This is a genomic window from Chondrinema litorale, from assembly GCF_026250525.1.
Classification (GTDB): Bacteria; Bacteroidota; Bacteroidia; order Cytophagales; family Flammeovirgaceae; genus Chondrinema; species Chondrinema litorale.
This window is the reverse complement of the sequence record NZ_CP111043.1, coordinates 3,901,281-3,922,016: the sequence shown is the minus strand read 5'-3', so window position 1 is coordinate 3,922,016 and position 20,736 is coordinate 3,901,281. Positions and strand designations below refer to the sequence as shown.

Sequence of the window (20,736 nt, the reverse complement as noted above, 5' to 3'; positions counted from 1 at the left end):
AACAATAAATAAAGAGATTATGCAAAATACCATAATTACCATTAATCGTCACAGTAAAACATTATCTGCACTTATAATGAAAACCTTGGTTTTAATACTCTTCATTATTTCAATTGGTAATTATGTTGCAGCACAAGAAACTATTTTAAATGGTTTTCAGACTGAATTAAAAAGAGCAAATACTTTTTATAATGATCATTACTACGATAAAGCGCTCGACTTATTTATCAGTACCCACAAATTAGATCCTAGAGACGATATTAAACTTAAAATTGCCGATTGCTACTTAAAACTCAACCAATCGGAAGAAGCTAGTTTTTGGTATGAAAAACTTATTGAAAATAATTTTAATCTCAGCTCAAAAGACATATTAAAGTATGTAATCGCATTAACTGGGAAAAGCGATTATCAAAAAGCACAGATTTGGTACGAAAAATATAAAGAACTACAATCAGACTCTATATCAACTAATATTTCACCAAATAAAAAGGTATTAGCAGATTTACTAAGTGATTCAATTCTTTATGATGTAAGAGAAGCAGAAATTAACTCAATCTATAGTGACTTTAGTCCCTTCTTTTATGAACAAGGAATAGCTTTTATATCTGCACGTCAGACGAGTTTATTCATTCAAAACAATGTCTCTCAGAGTGAAAATGGTTATTTAGATTTATATTATGCTCCATTTGAAGATATTTCAACAAAAGACGGAATACCAGTATTAGAAAAAGTTAAAACAGTAAAAGGTTGTTTTAACTCTCAGGTACATAAAGGCCCTGCAATTACCTATAATAATGGGAATAGTATGCTAATCACCCTTAATTCACCTAATGATGATAGCAATAAAGACAGAAAGCTATACCTCTATTCTACTCAAAAAAAAGGCAAAAAATGGACAGCTCCTTCCCCACTTCCATTTAATAATACTGAATACTCTTGTGGACACCCAGCAATTTCCTCAGATGGAAAAACTTTATATTTTATTTCAGATATGCCTGGCGGATTTGGAGGAACAGATATTTATGCTTCAACTTTCAACAAAAATAAATGGAGTAAACCTGAAAATCTTGGTCCTAAGATTAATACAGAAGGCAATGAGATGTTCCCATTTATCCATAATGATACAACGCTCTATTTTTCAAGCAATGGACACATAGGTTTAGGTGGTTTAGATATAGTGAAAATTGCTTTAAATGATAGTTCAGCTAGCATAAAAAATATAGGATATCCTATAAATACCAATAAAGATGACTTTAGTCTAGTACTAAATGAAAATGGAAGTATTGGGTTCTTTAGCTCTAACCGAAAAAATAAAAGCTCTGATGATGATATTTATAAGGTATTAATAAATGTGGGCAAACCAGGTCCATTATATGTAAAAAATATCACTGGAACCATCAAACTTTATAAGTCGCAATACCAACAAGAAAATGCAGAACTACTTGAAAATGCAGAAGTTAAAGTAATAGACTTCGAGACATCAGACCCAATAGCTGAAGGTAAAACTGATACCGAGGGGAATTTCAATATCGATATCCCTATTGCAGGCAAGTTCTATTTAATGTGCTATAAGAAGGGAGCCGGTACTTATCAAACTGTTTTTAACATCCCAGAAAAGACAACTTTTAAAGACAATTTTTCAATTGTATTTTTTAAAGAAGATCTATTTCAAACAGAAGAATAAAAATTCAATGGCATTAGATTTTGCTATACCATTTCTAAAATTAAATAACAAAAAACACCCTAAACAAAAAGCTAAAAAACATACATTAATACTCATTTTTTCGTTCAAAAGAGGATTTTTTACATCCATATACTCAATAACAAATAGCTAAAGAGCATAATCGCAAAATTTGATTTAATAACAATTAAAAAAGGAGCACTAATTTAATTTTAAACTAAAGCGTATTTTTTTAAAGAGTTAAATGAGTTTTAACCTGTTTTATAGGTATTATCTGGTTATTCTTCTGATATTTCTTTCATTATCCAAGGTAATTGGACAAGACAGCAAAATGATTGTCTGCCAAGTACATGATAAAGATATGAATCCTATCAGTGAAGTAAACATTATCATTGATAATGAGAAGAAATCCTATTTGACAGATAAAAATGGAAGAGTTAAAATTAAAACAACGGACGAAAATTACACTCCAACCAATCTAATTGCTTATAAAGATGGACTCGAGTTAGCAAGTTGGAGCGTAAGAAAAGGCAATGTTGAAATATTAATGCGTAGAAGTAAATTTAAAATACTTTTAGGCACACTAAACCTACTCGGTGGCAAACCAGCCAATAATATTAAAATTGTATTTCTTGGAGATAAGTATTCAATGAGTGCCATAAGTAATCAAGATGGCCAATTTGAATTAAGACTTCCGATAGAAGCAAGTATAAACGAATCGAGTAGATTTTTAATAGATAATTACAAGTTAATACAATCTTCTTTTGAATATAAAGGCTCCTATAATTTTAGAATAATTGTAAAAAAAGAACCTACCTCAATTATAGCTGGTAAAATTATTTCTGGTACAGTAAGAGATACATTACAAAATAGAATTCCAGAAATTGGTGTATCGGTTGGGCCTTTTAATTACAAAACAGATAATCGCGGAGATTTTCATGCTATTGTCCCTGACTCTATCCACACTATTAAAATTGAGAACTATCCAGTAATAAATATTGACTCGCTTAACAATGATAGATACAATTTTACTATAAAATCCTATTATAACCCCAAAGATTCCCTTTCTCCTTGGTATGTTAAACCTTACCCAACAACAATTCAAAAGGTAGAAAATACTATTGAAGACATTGAGGAGGAGGAAGAAGAGCCAATAGATATAAATAAACAAATCGACGATATTGTAAATGAACTGGTCTCTAAAGATTCTATAAGCGTAGAAGATAAAAAGTTATTAAATTTTGCGCTCCAAAGCATTTTAACAAAGCTCCAACTCTCTGATGACCTTAGTGAAGAAGAAAAAGCAAAATTAAACTCTCAACTCGAAAAAATTGAATCTGTATTTAAAGGCTCTAATGCAGAAACTAATAAAGAGTTTGAAGACACAAAAAACATGATAAATGAACTTAGAGCAAATATTTCTGCTAAAGATGAATTAATTGCTGAGATTGAAGAAGAAAAGAGAGAGGCAGCCGAAGCATTTAGAGTTCGCTTATTCATTTTTGGAGGTATAATTTTCACACTTGCTGGCATAAGTATCATTTTCTTTGTTTTCTCAAGAAAATTAAGAAAACAGAAGAACGAGCTCGTAGTAATGAGTAATAAACTCGAAAGCACTTTAGAAGAAGTGAACGAGCAGAATCTTAAAATTACAGATAGTATTCGATATGCTCAGACAATACAATATGCGATCTTACCGCAAGAGAGTTATATCAAAAGATTCATCAACGATACTTTCATACTATATAGGCCAAAAGATATAGTTTCTGGCGACTTCTACTGGTTTGCAACGGTATACGATAAACAGAAGAAAAGAGAAATTGTATACATTGCAGCTATCGATTGTACTGGCCATGGTGTTCCCGGTGCTTTTATGTCTTTAATTGGCTATACTATTCTTAATGATATTATTAGCAAAAGCATGATTCTAGGCACTAATGATATACTTGAGCAATTAAACATAGGCATTTATACTGTTTTAAAGCAGTATGAAAATATGAATGACGATGGTATGGATGTATGCCTTTGCCAGATAGACTATCTTGACGACACCAATGTAATGGTGAACTTTACAGGTGCAAAAAGGCCTCTTTATGTTGTTAAAAACAAAGGTGGTAATATTCAATATCTAAAAGGGAATAATAAAACAATCGGTGGTGTTCAGAAGAAAAATAAGATTTTTACAACCGAAAATGTTTATCTGCAAAAAGGTGATCTAATTTACCTTACCACAGATGGTTTATTAGACCAAAACAATAAAAACAATAGAAAATTTGGCAAACAAAAGTTTAGTGAATTACTCAACCAAGTAAATAAATTACCTCTTAAAGAGCAACATGCTATTTTCGAAAAGGCACTTGATGATCATCAAGAAGGTGTTCCGCAAAGAGACGACATCACAGTAATTTGTGTAAAGGTTTAATTCCACTTCCCCCACTCTTTCAAGACCCAACTACTGGGTGAAATCACAAAGACAAACCACTTATCATTACAGCAGCTTATTTGGAGTTCAATTTTATATTTTAAGGAAATAATTTCAATCTCTCAAACTATATTTAATTGGTAGGTTAGACAACACAAATACTTAAAGACTACAGATAAAAAAAATCCAGTAATAAATTACTGGATTCGAGACTTCAATTTTTTCTGTTTTACAGGATTGTTTTTACGTTTTCTTCCAAAATCTGATCAATAATACTTCTAACAATAAGAAAAATAGCGCTAATAATAAAGCATATCTCCAAAGTGGTTTTGCTATATTTCTTGTGCTAAATTCTTTAGTAAAGTCATCTACTTCAGAAGAATTAAATATCTGAACATTAGGATAAGACTTGAATAACTCACTCAATTCGTCACTTGAATAATAATCTAATTCAGACTCAGATTTATCGTAGTTAAAAGCTATACTTCCAAACAAATCTTGAGAATTGGTTTCTTCCACTAGATAATTCCCTGCTTCTATATTGTTTTTAGGGATGTTTATTAAAAGCTGATTATCAACTATTCTTTGTGAAGGGATTAACTCAAAGTCTTCGTATTTCAGCTTAAAAATATCATTCTTAGCAAATGAATCCAGTTCGATGCTAGCAATATTTTCATTAAATGAATATGCTAATCTATTGTTTTTGAGCTTACTCGAAATTGCAATTTTATACATTACAGGAACAAAAAGTGCATGTCTTGGAAAATCTGTTAGCTCAGGATTTAATGCTGTTGAAAACAAATAAACTTTGCTATTTCGATTCTCAATTACAGATAAGAAAGGCTTTTCATTTCTATATCTGAGTAAGTTATTACCAATGTTTGGCCAGTCCATAACTGCAGCAGCTTTTGGCATACTCATGTTAAAAGATACCTTTTCAAAAACACCTTCAAAAAATGGATTTTCATTTTCAGGTACTTTCAAACTTGTTTGCTGGTAAGCATTATCCACTTTAACCGGTCTTACAGCAGTTATTGGTAAATCTACCAAAGAACCGAAAGAAGTTATATCTGCATCAATATCTGGAAAAACTGCCAGCGATGTTCCATTATTTATAGCTCTTTGCAATGCAATTAATAATGCATTATCTATTTCATGTAAATTTTCCAGAACAATTAAATCAGCCGAATTTAAAACATTGTAATCTAAGGCATTCACATCAAAATTAATCACCTCAAAAAACGACTCATTCCCATACACATTTGGCACGAAAGAATATCTACCATCATGTACATTTATTATCCTAATTTTTGGTGCTACCTTCAGAATAAAATAGAACTCATTATCAAAAGATACTGGAAAATCTTCTAACTCAAGTTTACAGTTTTTCTCACCTGCATCACTTACTGCAAAAGTAAGCTCAAGCTCTTTGCTCTCACCTGCACCCAAACTCAAAGTTGTACTTGAAACCTGTTTATCGTCTATATAAAGTTTAATAGAACGATTTTCAACTTCCTCATCTCCGTAGTTAATTACTTTTACATAAAGCTGGTTATTTTCCTGTTGTTTGATGAATGGGTTATCTAACCAAACAGAATCTATATAAATATTAGTTTTTCTGTTGGCCTGCAAAGGCACTAAGTAAAAGTTATTTAATGAATCTGGCACAAGAGAACTTAAATCTCCAATTGAAGATTTTTGGAAATCAGATATCCAGAAAATATGGTTTCCAGATTTTGCTCCATTATCATCTACTGCTTGTAGTTGCCGAGTTAAAATATGATCAAGATTTCTACCTGAATTACTAAAATTCAATTCATAAAGCTTTTCATTCAACCGATCTTTTTCATAGAAAAAACTGAGATTTCCTTCTAGACTATTATCTACTAATTGAAAAAGCGTATTGCTTGAAAATATAGAAGAGATTTGATCTACGTAAGAAACACCCAAATCAAAAAGTCTTTTTTCGTTGTATTCATTTTGCAAACTATAAGAGTTATCCATATAGATACTCACATAGTTGCTATTGTTGAGGTCGCCAGCATTTTTATTAGGAATAAATGGTCTAGCAAAAGCCAAAACAAGAAATGTGATAAACAGTACTCTGGCTAATAATACCAACAAGTTTTTCAACTTATTTCTTGAGTTAGTAATGTCTTTTACAGAACTCAAAAAAGCTACATTGGTAAAATAAACTTTCTTAGCTCTTTGAAAATTAAAGAAATGTATAATTACCGGTACGGCAATTAGCGATAATCCGATTAAGTAAGAAGGGAGAAGAAAATTCATAAAAAAATATCAAAAAATAATCTACACCTAATTAACAACAAACTCAAAAAATAAGTATCCTATAAAGAACTTATGGATGCTATCAATTTTACTGATCTGAAACTTATCAGTTGATGTCTTTCTTTATTATTATAATTTTAAATATAACCAATAAAAGAACTTATTGATTCAGAAAACAAAAATCAGAAAGATATTCATCTATATCCTTCCTTGTATTCTTAAATGTACATAATATCTAATAGCAGCAAACAAAATCAGGGAAATAAATTCTCATTTACTTCCCTGCCTTAATGTATGTTTTATTAACTAATTCAAGTTGCGATATATGATGAAAATAAAGTGAAGTCAACCAATTAATTGTAAATTTTAGTCGCCAAACCTAATTTACAATGGAAGACTTCACCATCGCAATTTACTGTTTTCTTGACGATTATCTAAAAATCGGGCGCCCAAAAGAGGGACATATGCGCAAGCTGACAGATGCCCAGATCATCACCACTGCCATTGTGGCCGCCAGGTTTTTCGGTTGCAACTATGTAAGGGCACGGGCTTATCTAAGAGAGGGCCACCAGTTTGATTTTCCCGACAAATCCAATTTCAACCGCCATCTGCATCGGCTCGCGCCAACAATCTCAAGCTTGTTTTTTGCCCTCGGCCAGGCCATAAAAGAACTGAACACCGATAGCCGGTACCTCATCGATTCTTTCCCGGTCGCCGTTTGCAAAAACATCCGGATAAACAACTGCAGACTGCTCGGCGACAAGGCCTATAGAGGGAAGAACATGTCCAAAAGGGAGTACTTCTATGGCTTTAAGGTCCAGGTCATCGCCACTTCGGACGGCATCCCGGTCGAATACTTCATCTGTGCGGGCTCTTACCATGACATAACCGCGTTCAAGAGTATGGATATCGATTTGCCCCCTGACAGTGAGCTGTTCGCCGATAGTGCCTATACAGACTATGAGACAGAAGATTATTACAAAGAACTTGAGCACATCCACCTACTCGCGGTCCGAAAGTCAAATTCCAAAAGGCCAGACCATCCGGCCATGGCATACTTGAAGGACATGATGCGAAAAAGGATCGAGACCACTTTCTCTGAGATCTTGGCATGGTTCCCTTTGAAAATCCATGCCGTCACTGCCCAAGGGTTCATCCTTAAGATCGTGCTCTTCATTTTTGCCTTCACTATTCATAAATCTTTGTAAACCGCAACTTGGGTTAACTATTTAAATTAAAAACTATCTGGCTGTTCCACTTGAAATGATATTACCAAAATACAATGCATTAAAAAATAATTTGTTGGTACCATACCAAAATGCTCGAAAGTTAGGGTTGTCTACCATAGAAATTACCTTTCCCCTACCTAAGTTATCAATCAAAATTCCAGCTGAACCTTTAATTCTCTCATAATTATCCGGATGTACATAACCACTCAATAATGGTGCATCAGTATAAATTAATGGTGTAGCATAAGGATTCTCATGTTTTCTGATTGACATATTACCACTTCTGAAAATTGGAATTACCTCATCTCTATAGCCATAACCTAATGGATGAGTAATATCGAGTTTTGCACTAAAAATAGCTCCGCCAGTTACTTTAGCCCCTCTATCGTTTCCATAATTAGCATAAGGTCTAGTATTATATTTATCGCTGTTACCACCTTTTACAAATTCCAGATTCACTAAACCATTATTGTTTGCCCAAGAAACAGCACCTTTTATCAGAATTAAAGTATTACCAGCTCTCACCCACGATTTTAGCTTTTCGATTCCTGAACTAGACAAGCTACTATAGCTACCACTTACCATTACAATTTTGTTGTATGTTGAAAGATCGATACGATTAACATCAGCGGTTTCAACTAATGAAATTGGCATTTCAAACCTTTCGTCCATTAAATGCCAAACTTCGCCTGCTTCGTAACTTCTTACACCATCTCCTACCATTAACATGGTTCTTGGCTTTTCTACTTTTAAGAAGTTTCTACTGCCTAAATCAGAACCTGTTGAAGCATAGCCACTATTTATAGCATAAAAGTCAACACCATCTTCTTTGCTTACTTTACTTATTAAAGTATAAATCTCATCTGCTGATAGATCTTGAATACCAAGTGGAATAAGGATACTTCCATAAGTGAAAGCGTGCTGCTTTTCACCCGATTTAGCAGAAAAAGGATTTGTAGTAACTTGTGCTTTTATTCCTTTTTCTAATAATTTATACAAAGTTCTTGGTGCATAATATCCATCCCAATCGAATGCATAAGCATAAGTAGATGTGCCTCCTATTACTTCGCCCTCTTTAAATGCTATATCTGTTACCTTATCTCCTAACGAAACAGAACTTGCAATACCTTTTCCTAATTCTGCATATGGTAAGTTAAAGGTGTAAGGCAGCGTCCAAGCAGAAATATCGTAGAATAAACTATCAGCAAATTTAGTTTGGGTACTAAAAACACCTTTAATAAGTGAGTATTGAGATTGATTGAGAGGAATTAAGTAAGAGCTACCCTTCTCAAAAGTTTTTCCATTTGCCTGAAAATCTTCGTTTACTTCATAAATATCGACTTTATGTTGAAGCAATATTTTAGTAAAGTGATAATTCTTTGCTGCATCATCAGAAGAACCATATACAATCGCTTTTACAGGATCAGCATCTGCTCGCTCAACAGCTTTAGCATAAAAATTCTGCTGAAACTCCAATAGCTCTTTTCTCATTTCGATACCTGCTTTAAATGTTGATAAAGCTGTAGTTACATGGTTTCTTATTGTAAATGGAAACCTCAATACACCATTATCAGAATCGTGTGCATGCCCTCTTGAGCTTGCCTGCTCAAACAAAATACCTATACTGCCTTGTACATCAGGATAAGTGGACCCCTTTCCGTAGTAAAAATCATCGTAATTCTCTTCTGAGAAATACAAAGATTGAATACCATCTAATGCTTCTACATGATACTGACCAATTTTCTTGGTAAGTTCAAAATTTTTGAGTGGTGTATTCGGGTTTACTCTCGATAAAGCCCCCGGCTGAAAAAAGAAGGTTGAATTTGAGCCCATCTCGTGGTGATCGGTAAGAATATTTGGCATCCACTCCTGAAATTTCTTCACTCTATTTCTAGATTCTGGATGTTGAACATATAACCAATCACGATTTAAATCGAACCAATAGTGATTGGTTCTACCACCTGGCCAAACTTCATTAAGTTCTCTAGTATTTTCGTCTGAAACCTCCGTTTTTCCCTTGTGCATATTTACCCAAGTTGCAAATCGGTTTAAACCATCTGGGTTATAACTGGGATCAAATAAAATTACTGAATTACTCAATGCACTTTCAATCTCTTCTCCCTGAGCCGCTGCCAAATAATAAGCAACTGCCAATGAGGCATTAGCGCCGCTTGGTTCGTTACCATGAATACTGTAGCCCATCCAGATTACTACAGGCATATTTTCGATATCTACTCCAGATGCCTTATCTTTATCCGAGAGGAGCAGATGTTTTTGTCTGATCTCTTCAATGTTTTTTTGATTTTCTGGTGTGGTAATAGTCAATAATAATTGCGGTCTGCCTTCATAAGTTCGGCCAGTTTCTTCAATTGTAACCCTGTCAGAAGATTCAGCCAGTGCTTTCATATAATATACTAACCGATCGTGTGTAACATGCCATTCGCCAACTTCATGACCAATAATAGATTTAGGTGTTGGAATATCTGGGTTATATTGGATATCTTGAGGTAAATAATAGCTTAAATCTAATGCTGGTTGCGCATAAATAGCGTGAGTTATGATAATGAATATTAAAATAGGGAACTTTCTCAACATGATAATTTTATAATAAATATTAATAATGTTACATTTGCGGTCAACTTTAAAAAAAAAAGGCATAGGCCTTTTTTAGAAGCGTTAAATTTAAACATGAGATACTGAAGTGAAAAATCTAGGAACAATACTTGGAGCGATAGCCATCGTAGCGTTAATTCCCCTTTACATTGGGCAGTTTTCTGGAAAATCAGATAAAAGTGATTCTTCCTCAAGCAAAACAGGATCGGTAACAGAAGCTGGAAAAATAGCTTATGTAAACTTCGATACGCTTGTGCAAAATTATAAACTGTACGAAGAGCTTAATCAGCAGTTTATGGTCAAAAGGGATAAAGCTGCAAAACAACTTGAAACAAGAGGTCAATCTTTAGAAAGAGAATTAGTAAGCTTTCAAAGAAGAGCTCAGGCTAACTTATTATCTCAAAATGAATTTAACACTTTGCAAAGAGATTTAGCTAATAAGCAACAGCAGTATCAGGATTACCAACAAACTGTTTCTACTGGTTTATTAGAAGAAGAAAGAGACTTGAACCAGAAGTTATACAACAATATTTTAGAATATTTGAAAAAGTATAACGCTGACAATAAATTTGATATCATCTTCAATTATCGTGAAGGAGAAAGCATTTGGTTAGCTCAGGATGCATTAAACATCACACAAGTTATTTTAGATGGTCTTAATTCAGAATATGACACAACTAAAACTGAAGGAGACTCAGAAACTGAAGAATCAAAATAATTTACCATACATTATTAATAAGAAAAGCGTCGTTAATGACGCTTTTTTTATTTCTTATAGTTTATTCATCCCTCAGACACTTAACTGGACTGAGTAAAGCAGTTTTTATTGACTGGAAACTAATGGATAGCCAAACAATTGAGAGTGTTAAAAAACCACCAATTAGAAAAACATCTAAGGGCAAACCTATTCTATAATTAAAATCACTCAGCCACTCTTCAGAAAAGTAATAAATCACTGGAAAAGCTATTAAAAAGCTCAATCCATATAAAATTGTAAAGTCTTTAAAGAGTAAAACTACCAACTGCCTAAAGTTGGCGCCTAATACTTTTCTTACTCCTATTTCCTTTTCTCTTTGTTTTGCATTATGCATAATAAGTCCATAAGAACCCAAGCAAGAAACAAAAATGGCTAATATGGCAAAAGCGGCTATAATATTTCCTAGCCTACGTTCTACCTGATAATTATTCAGAATGCTTTCATCTAAAAAATTAAACTCAAAAGTCTTTTCAGGAAAAAATGCTTTCCATTTGGTTTCAATGCTGGCTACAGACTCTGGCAGATTATCAGAGTTAAGACTTATTGTAAGTTGAGAAAATTGAGGCACACCAATGTGTAATATTATTGTACCTATTGGTGAGCGAAGATTGATATAGTGAAAGTCTTTAATAACACCGATTACAGTACCATCTTTACCTTCGATATTTATTTCTTTTCCTATTGCTTCTTCATTACTTCCGAAGTTAAATTCTTTTACAGTTTGTTCATTAATTATCATTGCATTGGTATGATCTGTCCCTGTTTCGATGTTAAAATCTCTACCTGAAGCAAGCTCTAAATTATAAGTTTTAACAAAATCATAATCCACAGAGAGTATGGGTGAAAACACAGGATCTTCGCCTTCTTTTCCCTCAAAATCAACCATTCTTGAAACAATACTAATTCCAGGTAAATCGGAAGATAAAGTGACACCGTTTACATCTGGCAACTTTAAAAGTTCATCTTCAAAAGTGTTGAGTCGCTGTCTCATTTCACCATTTACACCACCAAACACTGTATTAATACTTTGAGAGAAAAGCGGAATAGTTAGCATTTTCTCTGTTTTAAAACCAAGTGGTCTGTTAAGCAAAAAGTTTAACTGTTTAAAGATGAGTAGTGCACCAGTAATTAGAATAATTGAGGCAGCAAACTGTACAATTACCAACAGCTGTCTAAAATTAATTTTCTGCCCAGGTTTAGTGGAGACTTTCCCTTTTAAGGTGGTAATCATGTTTAATTTAGAAATAAAAAAAGCTGGATAGCTACCACCAAGAATTCCTGTAACTAGAAAAATACCAATAAAAATGAATAAATTAAATGGGTTGAGAATATCTGCAATCGTCAGTACTTTGCCTGTAAGATCATTCATTTGAGGCAACACTAAGTTTACTAGCCCTAGAGAGAGCACAAAACCAAAGAAACAAACTACAACAGATTCGCCAAGAAACTGGGCAAACAAATGTTTCGCTTTTGCCCCCATTACTTTACGCATGCCAACCTCTTTAGCTCTTCTTATAGACTGAGCCGTAGACAAGTTTATAAAATTGAATGATGCAATTAGCAAAGTAATAATCGCGATAGCCCCAAACACATATATATATTGTATGTCACCTTGAGACTCTGGGTTTAAGCCTATTTCTGAAGAATGTAAATGAATATCTTTGAGTGGTTGCAAACTAAATACCTGGCCCAAGTGCATTCTTTCTGGAGCATATTCATTTACCATGTTTTCCATATGCTTATTTACAGACTCCAACATTTGTCCCTCTTTTAGCAAAACATAAGTACTTGTATGAGAAATTATCCAGTTTCTGGTCAAGTTGTCTTCAATCCTCTGCGCGATATCGTCACTTTCCAGATCATACATATTTTCAAAAGGAATAAGTATATTGAAATGGAAATGTGAATTCTCTGGAAAATCTTTTACCACACCTGCTACAGTAAATGCCTTATCTCCTCTTAGATAGATCGTTTTACCTACCGGATTTTCATCACCAAAATATTTGATGGCTGTTTCTTCATCTAAAACCACTGTAAATGGTTTTTCTAGCCAACTATCTATATCACCCGATACAGGCTCAAAAGTAAATATATCTTTAATTGATGGATCTGTAAACATTACCTGCGTTTCTTCAAATACCTTGTCTTCATTATTTTCAGCCTTTTTTACATCACCTATAATTACACTTGCATTACGAATAAAAACTCTGGCGGCAGTTTCAATTTCTGGGTAGTATTCTGTTAATACAGGCTGAAGTGTAATGGGTGCTCTGGCTAGTGTTAACCCATTAGAAGTGTTATAGATAATCCGATGTATTCTCTCTTTTTTACTATGGAAATTATCGTAACTCAACTCATCATTGATAAACAAAAAAATCAATATACAACAGGCCATACCTATGCTCATTCCGGTGATATTGATAAAAGAAAAAACTTTTTGACGCTGGAGGTTACGAACGGCTATTTTGAGGTAATTTTTAATCATGAATGTATGATTTAGACGTAAGAGGATTTCTACTGAAATTAATCCTTATAGTTCTAAATACGAATGGCAATTACACCAACGGTAAGCATGAATGATTAAGCTTTATATGAGGGTTTACAATTGATGATTGTAAAAAATTAAAAAAAAATTGAGATTGAAGGATTACTTTTTTCTTTTCTGATTATATAATAATGTAAGCTATCAAAACAAATTAGAAGGTTAAAGCAATGAACAACAAGGTAAATACTAAAAGTAACATTCTGAAACTACAAAATAATTTGAAAGAGCTTGAACATGAAGTGGAAGCTATGAAAATGGTTCTAAAAGACACGTATTCGTATAAAAAGATAAATCAACTGAAAAGAAGATAAATTTAACTCTAACTATTGGCTTAAAAAATAAACTTAGGTCTTATTATTAGTTGCTATCAAACATAAAAAGCAGGGTAAATTACCCTGCTTTTCGTATTTAAGGAAAACTGATAAAATCAGTCAATATCAGTTATAATTACATTTGCTGTTTTAAGTAACTCAGTTCCACCTCTTCCTACTGCAAAACTTAATCCATCGGTATTCTGAGCACTTTCAAGAGTAATTGATAATGTTTTATCACCATCAGCAACTCCATCTGTAAGAAGTGTAATATCAATGTCAACTCCATCAGTATCGTTAAATTCGGCTTTGTCAATTACGATAGTAGTTGAACCACCAGAAGCACTTGCGCCCTCAACAGTAAAATCTGTACCGAATACTGCTGTTCCACTAAATGTATATGTCACATTTACATCAGATAAGCTTCCAGTAGGTACTTCAATTCTCAAAGCAACACTACCATCTTCTTCAGTTACTTCTTCATCATCTAAATAAGCTTCCTCACCTGGAGCATCAAAAGCAACATAACCTGGTAGTTCTTCTAGTTCGATATCTTGATCTGCAAGATCGTAGTCTTCGCAACCTATCAAACCTGCCACCAATAAAGCTGTTAAAAAGAGATTATATATATTTTTCATAATTAAATTTTCATTAGTTTTCGAACCATACTGCTATATCTGTATCCTTGTCTATAGGTGTATTAGGGTTTGCCCCAATCTCATCTGGCGGATAAGTAAACCTTTTAAGGTGTGTACTAATAGCAGCTCCCGGAGGTGGTGGAACAAGTGGAGTTTTTGTTCTTCTAATATGGTTCCATGCTACAATTGGTCTTAAGAATGTTTCAAGATATTGTTGCTCATAAATAGCAGTTAAAGCATCATCATTACTTAATGAGCTTAGATCTGGTAAAGTTGCAATGTAATCTGTGATTTCAGTTGCAGAAAGCGTCATTACAGCTCCAGGAACAACTCCACCCCAGAATTCTAAAATTTGGCTAACTCCCATCTCATACATTTCTTGAGCATCATCACTAGTAACACCCTTTAAAGCAAGCTCTGCTCTGTAGAAAGTAATTTCTGCTGGTAAAAACCAGATATCTGGTAAATCACCTCTAATTACATTATTTGTAAGTGCTGCATAGGCTCCAAATGAACCAGCTCCTTCACCTTGAGGTGCAGGTCCAACATCATCAGGATCGTAGATAAACAAATCGTATCTTGGATCAGCATTATCTTTCAATATGTTGTAAAAAATCTCACCTGGAACGTGTGTACCAGTAGACTCGTTATCTGGACCAAAGAAAGCCGTTACTAACTGGAACCAAGCATTTTCCTGACCTGATTGGCCATTGTATTCAAGCATTGCAACTTCTGCATTAGAAGAAATATATGGCTGACTTAAAGCTGCAACTAATTGACTATCAACAGAAGTATCTTGGTTTCTAATCAACATCAACACTCTAATTTTTAAAGAGTTAGCAAACTTTCTCCAAAGGCTCATATCACCTTCGTAGATCATATCACCGGTAGATACTGAAAATACACCTTCAGCAGGAATTGCATCAATGAGAGACATTGCATCATCTAACATGGCAACTACTCCATTAAACACATTCTCTTGAGTATCAAATTCAGGTGTTTGAAATTCGGAACCATTAATCGCTTGAGAAAATGGAATATCTTCCCAAATACAAGCTAGCTCATAATATGCTAAAGCTTTTAAGATTACAGCAATTGCAGTAACATTATTACTAGTTTCTCCAGCTTCTCTTGCATCAGCTTCTACTAACTCTAAGTTACCTAAAACTTGAGTATAGTACATTCCCCAAGTATTACCTGTAAGGAAACTTGTTGTTGGACCAGAAGCAGGAGAGTTAAAACAAGAAGATAAATGCTGAGGTACATCCATTGTTCTAGTCCCTAACTCAGTTGTTTTACGAGCTGAATATTGAACAATAACAAAAGGTAGTACAGCATTCGGGTCTGCTGAGGTAGCAGCCAATGGGTCTTCGTTGATATCTAAGGTCTCATCGCAAGCGAAGGAAACAAATAGTATCAGAAAACTTAAAATATATATTTTAATATTCTTCATTATTATCTAAATATTTAAAGTGATTATTAGAAGTTTAATCTCACGTTAAAACCAACACTTCTAGTTGTAGGAACTGTAGAACGTTCAACACCAAAACCGTCTGAACCAGAACCGAATAAGTTAGCTTCAGGATCGATATGAGGGATTTTTGAATAAAGAAGTGCTAAATTTCTACCTTCAATACCAACTTGTATAGACTTAATAAATGTATTTTCTAGTAATGTAGAAGGGAGTCTATAAGAAACACTAAGTTCTCTAAGTTTCACAAATGTTCCATCAAATATGAAAGGCTCTGCTACACTGTTATCATCTAAACTTAACCAGAAGTCTTCTGCTGATCTTACTGGTACATCGTTTTCACGAACTGAACCATCATCATTAACAATTACACCTGAACGATCTATAAATGTACCTTCTCTGTTTAATAAAGTTTCTACAGTTTCTCCACCAACTTGTAAAGATTCTACAGTTGATGACTTAACTAAACCACCTTGTCTCCAGTCGATGGTAGCAGAAACAGTAACACCTTTGTAAGTGAAACTATTTATGAAACCCATTGTAAAGTCTGGTAATACTGAACCAAAAGTTTTTGCTTGGTCATTTTGACGAGTACCAGTAGTTGGGTCAATAATAGGTCTACCGCTTGTAGAGTCTCTTAAGAAAGGAATACCGTATAATTGGAATTCTTTACCTTTAACAGCTACAACTTGTACACTGTTAAAAGCACTGGCAATTAAAGTTCTTTCTACACCTTGTGCAAGTTCTTTAACTGTAGATTCTGAATGTGAGAAGTTTACAATAGTATTCCACTGAAAGTCTCCAATTTTTATTGGTGTTGCATCTAAAGTAATTTCTATACCTTCTGTATCAACACGACCAACATTTGTTCTTCTAAATCCAAAACCAGTAGACTCAGGAATAGGCAGTGCAAGAATCTGGTTTCTGTTTTGAGTTTTGAAATAAGAAACATCTAAAGTTAAACGACTCTTGAAGAATTGTAACTCTGTTCCAAACTCATAACTTGTTTGCTCCTCAGGCAATAGGTTAGTTGGAGGTATTGTATTCGTTTTATCAAATGCTAACCTGCCGTCAAATGGGAAGTTATTATTCAAACTATACTGACCTGTTGCTGTAGAAACCGGATCAAAAGTAAAGTTAAGTTGATATGGTCCTGTATCGTTACCTACTTGTGCAACACTAGCTCTTAATTTACCATAAGACAAGAAGTTACTTTGCATATTTAATGCATCTGTAAATACTACTGCCAAACTTGCTGAAGGATAGAAATAAGAGTTATTAGCTAATGGAAGTGTAGAAGACCAGTCATTTCTGGCGGTTAATGTTAAAGTAGCCCAGTCTTTATAAGACAACTCTGCTTGAGAGTATAATCCTAAGAGTATTTGTTCAGAAAAATCTCTGGTAGGAACTGTCTGCTCAGCATTACCTGGTGAAAACAACTCTGGAATAAGTAAGTTGTTTGCAGTAAGAGTTTCTCTTTCGAAATCACGCTTATTGTACTGAAAACCACCTAAAATATTAATCGACCAGTCGGAACCAATACCAATAACATAGTTAGCTAAAACATCAGTATTTAACTGAGCTCTCTGCAATTTATCTACTATAAAATTACCTTCTAGTCTTTGAGCAGTACCTTTTCTATTGGTAATTAATCTATCATCTACATCATAATCGTAACCTACCCTACCAATTATGTTCAGATTTTTAATTGGAGTTAAGGTTAATTCGAAGTTACCGATGAATCGATCATCTTGCCTATCATTTTTGTTTTCGTTTTGGATCCAATAGGGGTTGTTAGAGGTAGCGGTCAGTGTATTAATCTGATTACCGCTTTCATCTATCCATGGTAAATAATCTCTAAAGTCTACAGTCGGACTAAATGATGATAAGCCGATTACGTTAGGGTCATTGGCTCCTGTTACACCAGTACCACCAGATGTAGTTTTAATATACTGAATACCAAACCTAGTTTTAATTTTTTCGGTATGTTTTACACCAGCATTTAAACCTATAGTTAATCTATCTAGCTCAGCACCTGGCAATATACCTTTCTGATTTAAAGAAGTTAAACTTAAACGATAATCCATTTTTTCATCCGCATCAGATACTGAAAAGTTGTTCAGTAAAGTACGGCCTGTTCTAAAGAATTCATCTAAGTTATCTTTTCCATAAGCTTCCAAAGGCACTCTTTCTCCAGTAATAGCTTTAGTTACTTCTTGCCCTACAATTCTTGGTCCCCATGAGTTACCTACTGCAGAAGAGTCATAAGTAAACAAACTACCAATAGCATATTCTGTTTGATAATCAGGTTTTACAAAAAGATCATCAAATCTTACAGAAGAGTTGATAGAAACTTGAGGTTTCCCTCCTTTTCCGGCTTTACCTTTTTTAGTAGTTACTACAATAGCACCCGCTGCAGCTCTTGAACCATACAAAGCTGTTGCAGCAGCACCTTTCAATACGTTGATAGACTCAACATCATCTGGGTTGATAACAGAAGCACCATTTGCAAAATCTCTGTTACCTGTAATTCTAGAACCCGTTGGAGTTTGAGAGTTGTTGATAGGAATACCATCTACAATCCAAAGAGGATCATTTCTTCCACTTAGTGAAGTTACACCTCTAATTATGATTTTAGAAGAAGCTCCTAAGTTACCAGAGGTATTGTTAATTGTAACACCAGTTACTTTACCTTGTAAGGCATTTACAATATTGGTCTCTCTTGCTTTGGTAACTTCATCTGATTTAATAGTAGAAATACCGTAACCAATTGTGCGGGATTCTTTTTCGATACCTAGCGCCGTTACAACAACTTCTGATAGCTCTGTAACATCAGACTCTAGACTTGCATCTACTACTTGGCGGTTTCCAATTTCTACCTCAAGACGCTGAAAACCAATGTAGCTAAATATTAGCACTTCTTGACCTTCAGCCACATTGATTTTGTAATTACCGTCTATATCGGTAATTGTTCCATTGTTAGTTCCTTTTACTACTACATTCACTCCCGGTAAAGAGCTACCATCATCTACTGAGGTAACTTTACCTGTAAGCGTTCTCTCTTGTGCAGCCAAAAATGGGCTCACAAGCAGTAAAAGAACCACTAATGTACCTTGTAATTTTTTAACCATAATTTAATTTTTAAAGATGAAAATTTATCAAAAATGATAATACCAGGGCCAAATGTCCCCTGTTAGTAGGTATACCAATAAAAAATCACCCAAATATTTAAAATATGTTAAAACAATGCTATCACCCATAGAGGGTGAAATTGTAGGTATAAATACTTAGTTTGTAAAAGGAGAAATAAATTGGTGAGCGGTAATTTTTTAAATTTTCTTGTATTTAACTAAGAATTAATATACTTATAATTGACTAACCATTTTGTTGTACATTTTCAAATACGAAATTTTTGAAATTAGATAAAAAAGTAAATATTGAGTTAATATGTTTTTATAGATTTATTTTGCTTTATCCCCCAAATAAATAAATATATTATTTTGAGAATTAATCGTTTTACACGATGTTTTCAAAATAACAACTCAAATACACCCAATCTTAGCTAACTCAAAATGATTCTGAATGAAACACCATCCCCCTGTTTGGGTTAGGTAGCATTAAATTGATATGAAATTATTGTCTACGTAAATAGATTTTCAATACATTACCTATATAAGGTAAGTTTATTGAGAATATCTTAATTATATATTAGATGTCTTGTTAATAAATGTATTGGCATGCATAAAGAGATAAGGCCAAATATTATCTCTAAATGGTTAGAAAGGGGGATTTTAAATCAAAGCGTATACAAGCAAACAACTTATATACACTATGCTGCTAAGAAGGAGATAGTTTTATTAAATGAGCTTATCTTTTAAGGCTTTTTCAATAGCTTCAGCCTTACTATTTACTTGAAGTTTAAAGTAAATATTTTTTATATGAGACTTTACAGTTTCTTTATGTATAAATAGCTCATCAGCAATTACTGTATAGCTCTTACCTTTAGAAAGTAACTCAAGAACCTCAGTTTCTCTGGCTGTAAGTGGCGAATTTGTGTTTTTCTGGAAAGATTCAACCACCATTCTGGCAATATTGCTACTCATTGGAGCACCACCGCTTCTTACTTCATTAATTGCATCGAGTAGTCTGGAATAGTCTGAATTTTTAGTAATATATCCACTAGCACCAGAGCATAAAGCTTCAAAAACTAGCTCACTATCTTCATGCACGGTAATTACAATTATATCTATTTCAGGATACATTTTTTTGATCTTACGGGTACCTTCTATACCATTCATTCCTGGTAAATCGATATCCATAAGAATTACTTCGGGCTGTGATTGTTGGATTGATTTTATGGCAGATTCACAGTCAGCAAATTTTCCGCTTACGTCGTAACCCTCCATACTATTTATAAGTAGTGCAAAGCCATCCTTTACCACTTCATTATCTTCTATAATTACAACTTTTGTAACCTTGCTGATCATAATAATATATATTTTCTAAAACTAATTAAGATGGTATCTTAAATTTTTATTGAGCCAATTTACCTTTAAAATACATAATCTAAATGTATTAATGAAAGAAAACATTACAAGTACAGCTATAAAGTATATGAAAGGTATTTTTGTCTGAATAACAGTGGTTTCAGCTTTATAATTTCATAATTGCACATATTAATGAATTAATTGTGCTTCTCATATATATCTACCCAAAGACTATCATTTTCCAATTGTTTTTTGTATATTGATGATAGTTAACATTTCTAAATTCACTCTTA

11 protein-coding genes are annotated in these 20,736 nt (G+C 33.6%); 4 read left to right on the top strand and 7 right to left on the bottom strand.

The window, feature by feature from the left end; all coding sequences use genetic code 11:
- Positions 1-19: 19 nt before the first annotated feature.
- Both OQ292_RS16170 and OQ292_RS16165 read left to right on the top strand, forming a co-directional pair.
- Positions 20-1,684 (top strand): hypothetical protein, encoded by a 1,665-nt coding sequence (locus tag OQ292_RS16170; protein WP_284683179.1) that lies wholly within the window; start codon positions 20-22, stop codon positions 1,682-1,684.
- 241 nt (positions 1,685-1,925) lie between these two features.
- Complete coding sequence (locus OQ292_RS16165) at positions 1,926-4,103, top strand: PP2C family protein-serine/threonine phosphatase (RefSeq protein ID WP_284683178.1); 2,178 nt, start codon at positions 1,926-1,928, stop codon at positions 4,101-4,103.
- A 243-nt stretch (positions 4,104-4,346) separates the two neighbouring features.
- Here OQ292_RS16165 and OQ292_RS16160 read toward each other — a convergent pair whose 3' ends face one another.
- Entirely contained in the window at positions 4,347-6,392 is a 2,046-nt protein-coding gene (locus tag OQ292_RS16160; RefSeq protein ID WP_284683177.1) for a BatA domain-containing protein, read from the bottom strand.
- Positions 6,393-6,781: 389 nt separating this feature from the next.
- Between OQ292_RS16160 and OQ292_RS16155 the strand changes: the two genes are divergently transcribed.
- The gene (locus OQ292_RS16155; RefSeq protein WP_284683176.1) at positions 6,782-7,600 is read left to right on the top strand and encodes an IS982 family transposase; all 819 of its coding nucleotides are present in this window, start codon (positions 6,782-6,784) and stop codon (positions 7,598-7,600) included.
- Positions 7,601-7,633: 33 nt separating this feature from the next.
- On the opposite strand, the gene OQ292_RS16150 is transcribed toward OQ292_RS16155, so the two are convergent.
- Entirely contained in the window at positions 7,634-10,216 is a 2,583-nt protein-coding gene (locus OQ292_RS16150) for a M14 family zinc carboxypeptidase (RefSeq protein WP_284683175.1), read from the bottom strand.
- Between the two features lie 106 nt (positions 10,217-10,322).
- On the opposite strand from OQ292_RS16150, the gene OQ292_RS16145 reads away from it, so the two are divergent.
- On the top strand, positions 10,323-10,952 hold the full coding sequence (locus OQ292_RS16145; protein ID WP_284683174.1) for an OmpH/Skp family outer membrane protein: 630 nt from the start codon (positions 10,323-10,325) through the stop codon (positions 10,950-10,952).
- 61 nt (positions 10,953-11,013) lie between these two features.
- Here the strand turns inward: OQ292_RS16145 and OQ292_RS16140 are convergent, their stop codons facing one another.
- From OQ292_RS16140 to OQ292_RS16120, 5 genes are all read right to left on the bottom strand, one after another.
- Complete coding sequence (locus OQ292_RS16140; protein WP_284683173.1) at positions 11,014-13,476, bottom strand: ABC transporter permease; 2,463 nt, start codon at positions 13,474-13,476, stop codon at positions 11,014-11,016.
- Positions 13,477-13,963: 487 nt separating this feature from the next.
- The gene (locus OQ292_RS16135) at positions 13,964-14,485 is read right to left on the bottom strand and encodes a hypothetical protein (RefSeq protein WP_284683172.1); all 522 of its coding nucleotides are present in this window, start codon (positions 14,483-14,485) and stop codon (positions 13,964-13,966) included.
- Positions 14,486-14,498: 13 nt separating this feature from the next.
- Entirely contained in the window at positions 14,499-15,938 is a 1,440-nt protein-coding gene (locus tag OQ292_RS16130) for a SusD/RagB family nutrient-binding outer membrane lipoprotein (protein WP_284683171.1), read from the bottom strand.
- 26 nt (positions 15,939-15,964) lie between these two features.
- A complete protein-coding gene (locus OQ292_RS16125) occupies positions 15,965-19,087 on the bottom strand; it encodes a SusC/RagA family TonB-linked outer membrane protein (protein WP_284683170.1) in 3,123 nt (1,040 codons plus the stop codon).
- 726 nt (positions 19,088-19,813) lie between these two features.
- Positions 19,814-20,443 carry a response regulator transcription factor gene (locus OQ292_RS16120; RefSeq protein ID WP_284683169.1) on the bottom strand — a complete coding sequence of 210 codons (630 nt, stop codon included), beginning with the start codon at positions 20,441-20,443 and terminating at the stop codon, positions 19,814-19,816.
- Between the last annotated feature and the right edge of the window lie 293 nt (positions 20,444-20,736).

Coding starts and splice junctions, on each gene's coding strand:
- OQ292_RS16170 (WP_284683179.1), top strand. CDS start 20: ATGCAAAATACCATAATTACCATTAATCGTCACAGTAAAACATTATCT.
- OQ292_RS16140 (WP_284683173.1), bottom strand. CDS start 13,476: ATGATTAAAAATTACCTCAAAATAGCCGTTCGTAACCTCCAGCGTCAA.
- OQ292_RS16165 (WP_284683178.1), top strand. CDS start 1,926: ATGAGTTTTAACCTGTTTTATAGGTATTATCTGGTTATTCTTCTGATA.
- OQ292_RS16135 (WP_284683172.1), bottom strand. CDS start 14,485: ATGAAAAATATATATAATCTCTTTTTAACAGCTTTATTGGTGGCAGGT.
- OQ292_RS16125 (WP_284683170.1), bottom strand. CDS start 19,087: ATGGTTAAAAAATTACAAGGTACATTAGTGGTTCTTTTACTGCTTGTG.
- OQ292_RS16130 (WP_284683171.1), bottom strand. CDS start 15,938: ATGAAGAATATTAAAATATATATTTTAAGTTTTCTGATACTATTTGTT.
- OQ292_RS16155 (WP_284683176.1), top strand. CDS start 6,782: ATGGAAGACTTCACCATCGCAATTTACTGTTTTCTTGACGATTATCTA.
- OQ292_RS16120 (WP_284683169.1), bottom strand. CDS start 20,443: ATGATCAGCAAGGTTACAAAAGTTGTAATTATAGAAGATAATGAAGTG.
- OQ292_RS16150 (WP_284683175.1), bottom strand. CDS start 10,216: ATGTTGAGAAAGTTCCCTATTTTAATATTCATTATCATAACTCACGCT.
- OQ292_RS16160 (WP_284683177.1), bottom strand. CDS start 6,392: ATGAATTTTCTTCTCCCTTCTTACTTAATCGGATTATCGCTAATTGCC.